Origin of the sequence: Paenibacillus sp. 37, assembly GCF_008386395.1 — a bacterium.
GTDB lineage: Bacteria > Bacillota > Bacilli > Paenibacillales > Paenibacillaceae > Paenibacillus > Paenibacillus amylolyticus_B.
Map to the genome: position 1 here is coordinate 1,644,852 of NZ_CP043761.1, position 12,328 is coordinate 1,657,179.

Here is a 12,328-nt window from a genome sequence, read left to right on the forward strand (position 1 = left end):
AAGCAGAACCGCAACCCGCGGATTCGGTTTACCCTTTTTGCTTCTTGAATTCTAACGACAAAGTTCGAGCTGCAAGCTTGTCAGCCCCGTGGATTTGAAGTATCCTTAAGGCAAGTTGTTTAGAATGGAATACGGACATAATATAAGAGGTTGTTCAAAAAGTCCGCTTTTGATTACAAAGTTTGAACACGCACTATAACCGAAATCAGGAGGTTTTTGAGATCATGGCAAAAAAAGTGACATTTGACTATAGCACGGCATTGCAATTTGTAAATCAGCACGAAGTGGATTATTTCGCAGAACCGATTCGTCTGGCTCACGAGCAGCTTCACAACGGAACAGGAACAGGCTCCGATTATCTGGGCTGGATTGACCTGCCAACGGCTTATGACAAAGAAGAGTTTGCTCGCATTCAAAAAGCGGCTGCCAAGATCCAAAGCGACTCCGAAGTACTGATTGTTATCGGTATCGGTGGATCATATCTGGGTGCACGTGCAGCGATTGAAATGTTGACACACTCGTTCTATAACAATCTGCCAAAAGACAAACGCAAAACACCTGAAATCTATTTTGCAGGAAACAATATCAGTTCCACATATGTAACTCATTTGCTGGATCTGGTTGAAGGCAAAGATTTCTCCGTTAACGTTATCTCCAAATCCGGTACAACAACAGAGCCGGCGATTGCTTTCCGTATCTTCCGTGCAGCATTGGAAGAGAAATATGGTAAGGAAGAAGCTCGCAAACGCATCTATGCTACAACAGACAAAGCGCGTGGTGCACTGAAAGAACTGGCAAATGCAGAAGGATACGAATCTTTCATTATTCCTGATGATGTAGGTGGACGTTACTCCGTTCTGACAGCTGTAGGTTTGCTGCCAATCGCAGCAGCTGGTATCAACATCGAAGAAATGATGCAAGGTGCGGCTGATGCATCCAAGGAATACAGCAACCCAAACGTAGCTGAGAATGAAGCATATCAATATGCAGCTGTTCGTAACGCATTGTATCGCAAAGGCAAAGGCACTGAGATTCTTGTAAACTATGAGCCATCCCTGCACTTCGTGTCCGAGTGGTGGAAACAACTGTTCGGAGAGAGTGAAGGTAAAGATTACAAAGGAATCTATCCAGCATCCGTTGATTTCTCTACAGACTTGCACTCCATGGGTCAATTCATTCAGGAAGGTAGCCGGAATATCTTCGAAACGGTTATCCAGGTTACTGAAGTTGCTGAGCATATCTCAATCAAATCCGATCCGGACGATCTGGATGGTTTGAACTTCCTTGAAGGAAAAACGATGGACTTTGTTAACAAAAAAGCGTTCCAAGGAACACTGCTTGCACATACGGATGGTCAAGTACCAAACCTGATTGTGAACATTCCAGATATGACTCCATATTCTTTCGGATATCTGGTATACTTCTTTGAAAAAGCATGCGGTATCAGTGGCTACCTGCTGGGCGTCAATCCATTTGACCAACCAGGCGTGGAAGCTTACAAGAAAAATATGTTCGCACTGCTGGGCAAACCAGGCTTTGAAGAAGAGAAAGCAGCGCTCGAAGCGAGACTTTCCGAATAATTCATCGGTCTGCTCATATAGTTAAATAAGGTAATGTAAATCTAACCGGGAATCACTGTTCGTGTAAGAGGCAGGGTTCCCGGATGTAGATAACCAGGGCAGTTCGTCCGCGTTCGCGCGGTGAACTGCTTTCTTGTAAAATGGACTCAGGAAAAGATCAGAAAGTTGGATTTAGGATGATTGAACGTTATCGCACGGTTCGAGGACCGGGCAATCTGGAAATTGTAATCAAGAAGTCGCGATTTATCGGTCATATTATGCCGGTCACGACAGAGGAAGAGGCTGTTGCCTTCATCGATGAGATCAAGAAAAAACATTGGAATGCAACTCATAACTGCTCTGCATACATGATTGGGGAGCGGGACGAGATCCAGAAGCAATCCGATGATGGTGAACCCAGCGGAACAGCAGGGAAACCCATTCTTGAAGTGATCAAAAATCAGAAATTAAAAAATGTGGCAATTGTGGTTACGCGATACTTCGGGGGAATTATGCTTGGAGCTGGCGGGTTAATTCGTGCTTATACGGATGGAGCTGTAGCAGCCATTGAAGCCGGAGAAGCCATTACCAACGTGCTGCATCGTGAAGTGTTTGTTGAACTGGATTATACGTGGCTGGGTAAAGTGGAAAATGAGTTAAGAAGCCGGGAAGTCCGTACAGGTGAAACTGGATTCACCGATAAGGTTACGTTGACTTGTCTTCCGCCGGATAGTGAAACCGAGGCTTTTATAGCCTGGATCACGGATTTGACGCAAGGGCAATCCCGGATCACGGAGGGACAGCGGCTTTATTTTATTGAAGGGGAATAAAATATATGGCTAGAAGAGCAGTCGAACAGGAGTTGTCGAGGGAGCGGATACTGGAGGCGGCGAGGCACCTTTTTATTACCAAAGGATACCGCGCCATTTCGATGCGAAGCATCGGCCAGCATCTGGGCTATAGTCATGGGTCGCTGTATTATCACTTTAAGGAAAAGGCAGAGCTGTTCTATGCCATCGTGGTTGAAGATTTTAATCATCTGGGGCATTTACTGCTGCAAGCCATGGTCAGGCCGGTTCGTGATGATGTAAGCAAGGTAGAGCACATTATGATGGAGTTTATTCGCTTTGGTCTGGAGAATCCATACCAGTACGAGATTATGTTTATGATCAGGGATGAAGAACTGTTGTCTTATTGTCGTACCGAACAGGGACGTTGCTTCGAATTGTTTGCATCGATTATAAGGCAGTATATGAATGAAGCGAACTGTACGGAAGAGGATATTCAAAGGGTACCGCGTACGCTATTTTTGGCTATGCACGGATTCATTTCTTATTACATTCAGGACCGTTTAACGTTTGTGGAGATTGAATCGTCTGCGCTGTCTCATGTCAAAGTGCTGTGCCGCAATCTGGGTCAGCAGCCTGGCGTCCAATAATGGCGCTGTTGTTGCACCCCTACACTTCAGGGCGGTGATTTGTCATAACTTTAATTCTTTATAACGTTGTCTCGCGAAAGTTAATATGTGCAGCAGACCAAGTCAGGCGGCTCCGACCCGGAATGAGGGTGGACCGCCTGTTTGTGTTTGCAAAAATGAAAGAGTAGGTGGCAGGTCTATTTCACCCAACTAACCTTCCATGATTTTGAGAAAATACTCTCGTTCACGTGGTCCATCGAATTCGCAAAAGTAAATGCCTTGCCAGCGGCCAAGCAGCAGCCTGCCTTCGTGAATAATCACCGTCTGTGATGGCCCTGTTGTGATCGACTTGAGGTGAGAGGCTGTATTGCCTTCGGCATGTCGATACTCGGGATGCTCCCAAGGGTATACTTCGTCAAGACGCAACAATACATCGTGTTTCACATCCGGGTCTGCATTTTCGTTGATGGCTATACCCGCCGTTGTATGTGGACAGTAGATGAGCACCGTCCCATTCTGCACTCCGCTACTCTGGACAACCTGCTTTACGTCCCATGTGATATCCTTCATTTCATCTCGTGTGGAAGTGGACATATTCTTCTTGTATAACATCTTAAATCACTCCTTAGGATCTCATTTCTTACCCTCGATTGTACCTTAACCACTACATACCAAACAAACCACATATAACGCTGATTATGGGAATTGCATCATAACGGAGAGGACAGAAATAACCTGAAGTGATTTTATTAATTAATCTCAGATGTGGCCCAATTATATTCAATAAAAGCATTGACGATTAGCACTGCAAACTGGTAAAGTATCAGAAAAGCAAAACCAAGTAGACTAATGGGAATAATATTAAAGTAATATCATCCAACTTAGGAAAAATGTCGTATTGAAGCCAGGAAGACTGCCGACCGGAGCTAAAGCCGGAGGCTGGGAGGGAACGCAGCAATGAATACCGTTCTTCGTCATAAGGGATGGACTTGGGGATTCCGCAGTACCGTATTGTTATATTTTATCGTACTTATTGTACTTCCAATCATCGGTGTGTACGTCAATTCCTTCTCTGAAGGATGGAGCAACTTTGTTCAGAGCATTATGGACCCTATTGCGTGGAAAGCCGTACTGCTGACCATTCGGCTGGCCGTGATTGCTACGCTAATTAATGTGGTTCTGGGCACGATGATCGCTTGGGTGTTGACAAGGTATCGCTTTGTCGGCCGATCGTTTCTTAACAGTCTGGTTGATCTCCCGTTTGCACTGCCAACAGCGGTGGGCGGTTTGATGATTATGCTGCTTTTGGGTCCGGTCAGTGCCATCGGAAAACTGGCAGAATCCATGGGATTTGAGATTGTATTTCACCAGCCCGCCATTGTTATCGCGATGACCTTTGTCACGTTTCCGTTTGTTATTCGTGCGGTGCAGCCTTTGCTGGAAGAAATCGATCCTTCCGAGGAAGAGGCCTCATACACGATGGGGGCATCCAAGGCGCGCACGTTCATGCAGGTTATTCTGCCGTCTATGGCACCTGGCATGATCAGTGGAGGGATGTTGGCTTTCTCCAGAGGACTGGCTGAATTCGGGGCTGTCGTGCTGGTGGCTGGTAACATTCCGGGAAGAACACTGACTGCTTCCGTATTTATATACGGGGAGATTGAAAGTGATAATCCAACGGGAGCCGCTGCGGTATCCGTGTTGCTCCTGACGCTCTCCTTCCTGATCCTCTGGCTGATCAATCTGGTGCAGATGCGGGGGAGAAGACGATGAGACGACTCTTAATCGGACTGACGTTTGCGGTATTTATAGTACTGTTGATCATCCCGCTTGGACGCATTTTTATTGGTGCATTTGAAGACGGGGCAGGTGGATTCCTGAAAGGGCTGATGCGCCCTGAGGCGTTACACGCCTTGATGATGACCGGACTGGTGGTCCTGGTGGTCACCCTGTTAAATACATTGTTTGGCATCATGATGGCTCTGTATCTGGTTCGTGCCGGATGGTTGAGTGAACGGATAAAAGGGCTGCTGAACAGCATTGTAGACTTGCCTTATGCCGTATCTCCTGTCATTGGCGGTTTGATGATTGTATTGATGTTGGGACCTAACAGCATTATGGGTGCTTTTTTTGAAGGAATTGGATTCAATGTGGTCTATGCCTTCCCGGGGATGGTGATCGCAACGTTATTTGTTACATTTCCACTAATGGTAAGAGAGGTTATGCCTGTCCTGCAGGAACTCGGTTCTCAACAAGAGGAGGCCGCATCTACACTTGGCGCCTACGGCTGGAGAACGTTCTGGAGTGTGACATGGCCTTCGATCCGCTGGGCGGTAGTGTATGGTCTGGTCTTGACAGTTGCGCGCTCGCTTGGGGAATTCGGTGCAGTGCTGGTTGTATCCGGGAATATTATGAACAAAACGCAGACCGCAACAACCCTGGTGTATCAGGATGTTGAGAATTTTAATGTGGCTGCCGCAAATGGTGTGGCATTGGTGCTGGTCACCTTCTCCGTCGGGCTGCTGCTCATGATGGAATGGGCCAAGAAGCGAAAGGAAGTGCATTGATATGCATGTAGAAGTCCGTGATTTGAACAAACATTTCGGTGATTTTCATGCGGTAAAAGATGTCTCATTCGATATTGCCAAAGGCCATCTGATCGGTCTGCTTGGACCCAGCGGAGGCGGGAAAACGTCCATTCTGCGGATGCTTGCGGGTCTGGAAAATCCGGGTTCCGGAGAGATTCGCTTTCACGGAAAAGTCGTGAACCATCTGCCTCCACAGGAGCGTGGCATCGGATTTGTATTCCAGAACTATGCCTTGTTCAAACATATGACGGTATTTGAGAATATTGCTTTTGGACTCAAGGTCAAGAAGACACCAAAAGCCCAGATCCGTGATCGGGTGATGGAACTTGTTGAACTGACCGGGTTAAAAGGTTTTGAACAGCGCTATCCACACCAGTTGTCTGGTGGACAGCGTCAACGTGTGGCTTTTGCCAGAGCACTCGCCCCTGAGCCGCAGCTGTTATTGCTGGACGAACCGTTCGCGGCCATTGATGCGAAGATCCGTCAGGAACTGCGTTCATGGTTGCGGGAGCTAATCGAGCGGGTAGGAATCACTTCGATTTTTGTAACGCATGACCAGGATGAAGCGATTGAAGTGGCGGACGAGATCATGATTATCAGTCAGGGTCGTCTGGAACAGAAGGGCACACCTTGGGATATCTACAAAAACCCGCAGACACCGTTTGTCGCTACATTTATCGGGGAGTCTACGGTTGTGGAGGATGCTTCCCAGTTGAAAGGGTTCGAACATGCCGTCGAGGGTGAACATACCAAAGCGCTGATTCGACCGGAGTATATTGAGATCGGCTTGAAAAACGAGTTCACCATGTTGTCTGCAACGGAAAAAGGTACAGTCAAACATCTTCATTTCCGCGGCAGTCAATGGATGGTAGAGGTGGACGTACAGGGGCACAAGTTAATCACATATCGTTCCCTGGAGAAAACGACATTGGAGATCGGTCAACAAATTCGCGTCCTGGTACATCGTGCATACCTGTTCAATGACTCCAACAGTTGGGTGGTTGAGAACCGACTGAAGGAAGATCCGATGCCGGTGATGATTTAGATCAAGTGGAAGAAAGGGGCTGCCCATGCAGACGAGGAAGAAGAAAGCCATACTCTTAAATGTTGCCCTCATGCTTCTGCTCGTCTGCATGACCGCTGGGTGCAGCAAGCAGGAGGGGGCAAGCGAACAGAACGAGCCCGCTGGTAACGATTCATCCAATACGCTGGTGATTGGTGCTTATAGTGTAGCGAAAGACGCTGTAGGCGAGTTGCTACCCATGTTCCAAGAGGAGTGGAAGGCAAAAACCGGACAGACAATTAACTTCCAGGAGTCCTATGAAGCATCGGGTACACAGGCAAGAGCCATCGTTGGTGGATTCGAGGCTGATGTGGCCTTGCTCGCGATGGAAAGTGATATCGACAAGCTGGTCAAAGCCGATCTGGTTAGCTCCGATTGGAAACAGACCCCTAATGAGGGCATGATCACCCGTTCAATTGTTGTTCTGGGCACAAGAGCGGGCAACCCGCTCGATATTCGTGATTTTCAGGACTTAACCAAGCCAGGAGTGAAGGTACTGTACCCCAATCCAAAGACATCCGGAGGCGCACAATGGGACATTAATGCCATTTACGGTGCCGGATTGAAACTGTCGGAGGAGCAAGAGGGGAAGAAAGATCCTGCCGCAGCCAAGGCTTTTCTCGAACAGGTACATCGTAACGTTGAATCATTGGACAAGAGTGGGCGTTCTTCGATGGCTGCATTCGAATATGGTGTGGGTGATGTCATCGTCACGTATGAAAATGAATTGCTTGCCCGGATCGCGAAAGGTGTAGATTATGACATTGTCATTCCGAAAAATACGATCCTGATTGAAAACCCGGCAGTTGTGGTGAATAAATATGCCGACAAACATGGGAATCGTGAACTTGCGGAAGCTTTTGTCGCCTATCTGCGTACACCAGAAGCACAGCGCATTTTTGCCAAGCATGGTTTTCGTTCAGTAGATCCGGATGTATTTGCACAGACGGAGTCCACATTCCCAACGCCAGAAGGGCTATTTGATATTAACTATCTGGGTGGATGGGACGAGGTACGCAGTACGTTGTACTCCAAACGTGGCGTGTGGTATCAGGTGCTCGCGGGGCTGTAGTGGAATCGTACAGCATTGAAATGGCCTCCCCATGGTTAGATCATGTCTAACTATGGGGAGGCCATTTACCTGAGAGGGGGTTAAGGCCAAACTGCTCCGGCATATTCATTAAATATATTATTGATCTCTTGCATTCAAGTGGATGAAAAATAATTCTGCTTGTGTTCTATCTTTTTCATATTCCATGCGAGTAAAGGTGAGAATATCACCGAAGTTATAAATAGACGTGTAGCTTCCTTCTTTATTAATTACTCGTTGCTTATGGCCTGTGGTTAAATCTACAGCCATAATATAGGGCGATTGTTTGTAGATAAGCTGATTTTCCAATAGAAAAGGGGAGTATCCACCGAGTAGCGAACTGTCGTGAACAATGGTATAGATCAATTTTTTTGTATTTCTATCTAAAATTTCAGTAGCACTCTCAGTCGTTAATACAATCCATTGCTCATTTGCTGTGAAATCATAAATGTCTTCACGATCTTTAATAATAAGCTCAGGTTCGGAATGATCTTTAGGATACATAACAATGTCAAACCGTTTTTCTGTATTTGGATCTTTATCTCCAAAGACCGTTTGCTGTATCAATAATCCTTCATTGACAGGTCTTTGTAAATCAAGGAAAATGCCCTTTTTATTCTTTGTTTTTTCATTTAGCAATTGTGTGGTTACATTAGTCTTAATATTGCTTTTTACATTATAAATAAATGCTTCATTTTTAACAATTTTATTGTTGATCTTCTTCTCTATCCAGCTAATCTCATCTTGATAGGTTCTTAATACAGGGACGGCAATTTGATCTTCACTAATCCCTTCGGTAAAAATGGTAGGGCTTGCTTCAAGATCATCTCGTTTCATCCGCATCATTTTCCAAGGAGTATTATTATCTGGTGAATGAGATGGATTTTCCACCCAAAATAAGTCATCACCAACGGACACTAAGGTATTAATAATCATGCCTTTCGCAGCACGATATTGAGAGACATAGGTATTCTTTTTCGTGTCAAACTGAATAATTTCCATTTCCATCTCATCAGTTGTGGAGAAATCTCTGCTAAAAATGACAATATCGTTGTCATTTTTATAACTGGAAACGATGGTGTTACGCTCCAAAATATCATTTTTAATAGTTATTGAATCGATAGTGTAAGGAAGCTTAAATTTAACATCGGGTTTAGTTTGTGGTAGTTCTGTTGTTGTAGGGTTAGTAGATGAGTCAATTTCAGGTGTAGTTTCCAACGTACTAGAAGGTTTTTCAGATGGGTTATGGTTTACCGTTTGATCGGATGTAGTGGTTTCTTTACAGGCTGTAAGTAATAAAACAACTAGAAGGGCGATGTAAAAGAAAATAAATCTATTTTTCATGTTAATACCTCCCGTACATTATTAAAGAAGGGAAGCTTTGCTTCCCTTCTTTTTAACGAATCATTACCATATTATTGCTTGTCTAAAGTGGTTTTGATTGGCTTGATACACTTTATCGAGGCTATACCACTTGTTACCGTGTGTTTTTCCTCTATTACCCTGATCATAAGGATCTGTAAGCCTAACCTTTGCATCATTTGTTCTAAAGTCATAGCCAGAAACATTGATTATATGTCCGCTTACAGTACCAGTGTAGTTTTCTAATTCATTACCAGTAATTTTTAAATCTAATACAGCTGGATGGTATTTATCCGACGAATACATGATTGCATACTTCCATGTTTCAAAATTGAGTGATGTTGAGTACGAATATGTGTACTGCGATTGAAGATTGTTTAGAACATCGTCAACGATTGTAAAGTCAGTACCATCTTTTGTAGTTCCTAATTTCTTAGCATAGTAAGACTGTGATTCAGAACTACTATTTAGATAATTTAATACTTGCTTTGTAGTAGCAGGTCCGCACCAATAGGTTGTTTCCTGTTTGAACGGAGTAACCCCTACGGTTTGTAGATCACCTAGAGCCATAATATGGTACTTACTTTCAGCTCTATCCTTATGAATTTGTAATTCTTTCATTTTTTTTGGAAGCATCTGTTGTTGTTTTAGGGTTGGAATGTCCATCGTGGGTGTTGGGTTATCACCAGTACCAGCAGCAAAAGCACTTGAAGCCAGCATTCCAGTGAAGATAAGAGTGAATGTAGTGCTTTTTAGAAGTTTTTTTAGTTCCAATTTAAAGCCTCCCTTTAAAATAATGTGAAGAAATGTACTAAGTCCGGACATCTATAATATATATATTATGGTATTGATTGTCAATACTATTAATTTGTCCTATTTAAATCTAATATGTAAGACTGTTTTGATGTGATGGATATTAGTGCAATATTTGGTGGACGGGATGTTGTTAAGATGAACGAGTGGCAGTTGAAGCCGCTACACAAACGGATAGAGAAAATCTTTCAGGACCCGTATTCCTCACTAAATTCAGGCATGAAGATTCTGCTGATCATCAGTGAACCCGTGGTGAGGTTTGAAGGTAGAGATGAAGGCACAATGCTTACCTCATGAACTAGTAGGCTTGAAGTTGAACGTTATCCGCATGATTTCAGCTGAGGGCAACGTCAGTGTTTGAGTATTGCCCGTGCTCTATCAGTCAATCCCGATTTTATTCTCTGTCATGGGTCGTTGTCTGCGCTGGGGTGTTTCAGTATAAGCACAGTTGGTCAATCTGTTGAAGGGTTTACAGGCCGAACTAGGAATGACTTATCTGTTCATAGTCCATGATCTGTCTATGGTTCTTCACTTCTTCGATTAAAAGCCGGCATGTACCTTGGTTAGCTGGTTAAGGTCGCACCAACGGAGGAATTGTATTGTGATCCGGTGCGTCCGTATATGCAGATTTGCTGGGGGCGATTCCTGTACCTGATCTTGGCGTATACGACACGATGCCACCAATCTGTAGCGGAGACATCGATGCTTCTGCTCGCATCCGAGAGGAAAAATCGGAATGGTTGCAAGTGTCGTCGGGATACTTTGTATTCAGGTATCAGGACAGGATATAATGAGCTTATACGAATAGAATTCGAATGGATGTTGCAGAAAGGCGTGATAGTATGAACACAGAGATCAAATTATCCCAAAGTACAGCAATTCGACTGGAGCAGGCCCGCGGTAAGGGAATGCCTGAGGAAGAAATATTAAAAGCCATTCAAGCCAAAGATGTTTCCGCTTTTGACGCCGTGTCTGAAGAGGAATACCGATATAACGAATTTTTCTCGTATGCGGATGAGCATGGTGAAAATCTGGAGGCAGCAGTAAAAGATGGGTACCGGATTACCTTTAACACGCGTGGTGGACTCGGAATCTGGTTGGAAAAGGCCTTTAAGGTACAGCCAGAGAGAGACTTCACAGTGGGTGAAGGAATCGTCACCGGATTACAGTTGAAACCGGAGCAGGCAGAGGTACTGGCGAAGCGGCTTGCATCGAACTGGGTCATTACGGATTCGAAGGATGTACCTGAAGGTCAGGAACTGACATTGAAGCTGCGGGCACTGGTATAGTTCCAGCGCGGAGTGAATGTGAGACGAACTAATTGGCCATGGTCTGTGAAAAAGGTAAAGCCTGCTCTTGGTGCGGGCGGCCGGCTTATAAATGGGCGCACCAAATTAAGATGAGCGTACGCTCCCGAATGGAGCGAAGCATGGAGATGAAGGTCTGACGGTGAACGGTCAGACCACAGACTGTCCCGAATTGCAGTGGAGAACTGCAGCGGGATGGTCTTTTTTTTGCAAAAACAGAGGTGGACGATTACAATCTACATATCATTAATTCAGGGGGAATGCGGATTGAATCAGCTAACATTTCTGGGCACTGGCGATGCGATGGGCGTTCCACGTGTGTATTGTGATTGCGAAATATGTACAGAGGCAAGGCTTACGGGAGAGAATAAACGGAAACGCTCTTCTGTCCTGATTGACGGTGGTGGCGATGGTGCGAGTGAACAGTTCATGATTGACTGCGGACCAGACTGGAGATCACAGATGGAGGATCAGGGATTACGTATGGTGCATACGCTGCTCGTCACTCATGCTCATTTTGATCATATTGGAGGATTGCCGGAATGGGCGGATGCATGCCGCTGGTTGGGTGTAAAGGGGCGTTTGTATGCACCACGCGAAGTGATTGCTACCATTCAGGGACAGTTTCCCTGGTTGGGGCGTCATATGGACTTTCTGGAAACTGATGATGATATTGAACTCGGGGGATGGAAGGTGCATTCCTGGAAAGTATGTCATGGGCATAACGGGTATTCGTACGCGTATCGGCTGGATCGGGTTGGGTATAGCTGGGCGTATTGTTCAGACGCCATTGACCTGAAGCCATCCGAAAAAGAGCCGTTGCTGGGACTGGATCTGCTGGTGCTTGGAACAAGCTTTGTGCATGAACTTGCGGAATTCTCAACACGTTCCGTGTACGATATGCGTGAGGCGCAGGAGCTGCTGCTGGAACTGAAGCCAGGTCATACTTATTTTACACATATGTCTCATGACGTCGATGTACGGCAGAATTATAATCTGGATCAACGTATTACGATTGCCCTTACCGGGATGAAGGTGCCGCTTGGAACATTAAAGCTGGAAACGAATGCGTAACCCAACTTAACTAGCGTAATAAAAATAAATTCAGAAGAGCGTATCCTTTACAAGG

General features: G+C 45.3%; 14 protein-coding genes. 10 read left to right on the forward strand and 4 right to left on the reverse strand.

Translation table 11 applies throughout. From position 1 onward, the window contains the following. Positions 1-224 precede the first annotated feature (224 nt). From F0220_RS07300 to F0220_RS07310, 3 genes are all read left to right on the forward strand, one after another. Positions 225-1,580 carry a glucose-6-phosphate isomerase gene (locus tag F0220_RS07300; protein WP_091015272.1) on the forward strand — a complete coding sequence of 452 codons (1,356 nt, stop codon included), beginning with the start codon at positions 225-227 and terminating at the stop codon, positions 1,578-1,580. Positions 1,581-1,756: 176 nt separating this feature from the next. After that, complete coding sequence (locus F0220_RS07305) at positions 1,757-2,389, forward strand: YigZ family protein (RefSeq protein WP_036669098.1); 633 nt, start codon at positions 1,757-1,759, stop codon at positions 2,387-2,389. 5 nt (positions 2,390-2,394) lie between these two features. Beyond that, the gene (locus F0220_RS07310) at positions 2,395-2,997 is read left to right on the forward strand and encodes a TetR/AcrR family transcriptional regulator (protein WP_091015271.1); all 603 of its coding nucleotides are present in this window, start codon (positions 2,395-2,397) and stop codon (positions 2,995-2,997) included. 189 nt (positions 2,998-3,186) lie between these two features. On the opposite strand, the gene F0220_RS07315 is transcribed toward F0220_RS07310, so the two are convergent. Beyond that, positions 3,187-3,588, reverse strand: coding sequence for a secondary thiamine-phosphate synthase enzyme YjbQ (locus tag F0220_RS07315; RefSeq protein WP_091015269.1), 402 nt, complete (start codon positions 3,586-3,588; stop codon positions 3,187-3,189). A gap of 345 nt (positions 3,589-3,933) precedes the next feature. Between F0220_RS07315 and cysT the strand changes: the two genes are divergently transcribed. Genes cysT through F0220_RS07335 form a run of 4 tightly spaced genes read left to right on the forward strand, consistent with a single transcriptional unit; the run spans position 3,934 to position 7,699 of the window. Beyond that, complete coding sequence (gene cysT, locus F0220_RS07320; protein WP_017689978.1) at positions 3,934-4,749, forward strand: sulfate ABC transporter permease subunit CysT; 816 nt, start codon at positions 3,934-3,936, stop codon at positions 4,747-4,749. Next, entirely contained in the window at positions 4,746-5,543 is a 798-nt protein-coding gene (locus F0220_RS07325) for a sulfate ABC transporter permease subunit (protein ID WP_017689977.1), read from the forward strand. Before cysT ends, F0220_RS07325 begins: the two co-directional genes overlap by 4 nt. A gap of 1 nt (position 5,544) precedes the next feature. Further along, positions 5,545-6,609, forward strand: coding sequence for a sulfate/molybdate ABC transporter ATP-binding protein (locus F0220_RS07330; protein WP_091015266.1), 1,065 nt, complete (start codon positions 5,545-5,547; stop codon positions 6,607-6,609). A gap of 25 nt (positions 6,610-6,634) precedes the next feature. Beyond that, positions 6,635-7,699 carry a sulfate ABC transporter substrate-binding protein gene (locus F0220_RS07335; protein ID WP_149846395.1) on the forward strand — a complete coding sequence of 355 codons (1,065 nt, stop codon included), beginning with the start codon at positions 6,635-6,637 and terminating at the stop codon, positions 7,697-7,699. A gap of 117 nt (positions 7,700-7,816) precedes the next feature. Here the strand turns inward: F0220_RS07335 and F0220_RS07340 are convergent, their stop codons facing one another. Further along, a complete protein-coding gene (locus F0220_RS07340) occupies positions 7,817-9,061 on the reverse strand; it encodes a hypothetical protein (protein WP_091015263.1) in 1,245 nt (414 codons plus the stop codon). Between the two features lie 63 nt (positions 9,062-9,124). After that, entirely contained in the window at positions 9,125-9,853 is a 729-nt protein-coding gene (locus F0220_RS07345) for a C39 family peptidase (RefSeq protein WP_179198464.1), read from the reverse strand. Positions 9,854-9,988: 135 nt separating this feature from the next. Here F0220_RS07345 and F0220_RS07350 point away from each other — a divergent pair, with 135 nt between their 5' ends. Beyond that, positions 9,989-10,189, forward strand: coding sequence for a hypothetical protein (locus F0220_RS07350; protein WP_223199876.1), 201 nt, complete (start codon positions 9,989-9,991; stop codon positions 10,187-10,189). 274 nt (positions 10,190-10,463) lie between these two features. Here F0220_RS07350 and F0220_RS32805 read toward each other — a convergent pair whose 3' ends face one another. Then, positions 10,464-10,610: a hypothetical protein gene (locus F0220_RS32805; protein WP_223199877.1), complete on the reverse strand. Its 147-nt coding sequence runs from the start codon at positions 10,608-10,610 to the stop codon at positions 10,464-10,466. 124 nt (positions 10,611-10,734) lie between these two features. Here F0220_RS32805 and F0220_RS07355 point away from each other — a divergent pair, with 124 nt between their 5' ends. Together F0220_RS07355 and F0220_RS07360 are read left to right on the forward strand one after the other, a co-directional pair. Next, the gene (locus F0220_RS07355; RefSeq protein WP_149846898.1) at positions 10,735-11,181 is read left to right on the forward strand and encodes a hypothetical protein; all 447 of its coding nucleotides are present in this window, start codon (positions 10,735-10,737) and stop codon (positions 11,179-11,181) included. Between the two features lie 285 nt (positions 11,182-11,466). Beyond that, positions 11,467-12,273: an MBL fold metallo-hydrolase gene (locus F0220_RS07360; protein ID WP_149846397.1), complete on the forward strand. Its 807-nt coding sequence runs from the start codon at positions 11,467-11,469 to the stop codon at positions 12,271-12,273. Positions 12,274-12,328 lie beyond the last annotated feature (55 nt).

Coding starts and splice junctions, on each gene's coding strand:
- F0220_RS07355 (WP_149846898.1), top strand. CDS start 10,735: ATGAACACAGAGATCAAATTATCCCAAAGTACAGCAATTCGACTGGAG.
- F0220_RS07335 (WP_149846395.1), top strand. CDS start 6,635: ATGCAGACGAGGAAGAAGAAAGCCATACTCTTAAATGTTGCCCTCATG.
- F0220_RS07340 (WP_091015263.1), bottom strand. CDS start 9,061: ATGAAAAATAGATTTATTTTCTTTTACATCGCCCTTCTAGTTGTTTTA.
- F0220_RS07310 (WP_091015271.1), top strand. CDS start 2,395: ATGGCTAGAAGAGCAGTCGAACAGGAGTTGTCGAGGGAGCGGATACTG.
- cysT (WP_017689978.1), top strand. CDS start 3,934: ATGAATACCGTTCTTCGTCATAAGGGATGGACTTGGGGATTCCGCAGT.
- F0220_RS07350 (WP_223199876.1), top strand. CDS start 9,989: ATGGATATTAGTGCAATATTTGGTGGACGGGATGTTGTTAAGATGAAC.
- F0220_RS07315 (WP_091015269.1), bottom strand. CDS start 3,588: ATGTTATACAAGAAGAATATGTCCACTTCCACACGAGATGAAATGAAG.
- F0220_RS07300 (WP_091015272.1), top strand. CDS start 225: ATGGCAAAAAAAGTGACATTTGACTATAGCACGGCATTGCAATTTGTA.
- F0220_RS07305 (WP_036669098.1), top strand. CDS start 1,757: ATGATTGAACGTTATCGCACGGTTCGAGGACCGGGCAATCTGGAAATT.
- F0220_RS32805 (WP_223199877.1), bottom strand. CDS start 10,610: ATGCGAGCAGAAGCATCGATGTCTCCGCTACAGATTGGTGGCATCGTG.
- F0220_RS07325 (WP_017689977.1), top strand. CDS start 4,746: ATGAGACGACTCTTAATCGGACTGACGTTTGCGGTATTTATAGTACTG.
- F0220_RS07330 (WP_091015266.1), top strand. CDS start 5,545: ATGCATGTAGAAGTCCGTGATTTGAACAAACATTTCGGTGATTTTCAT.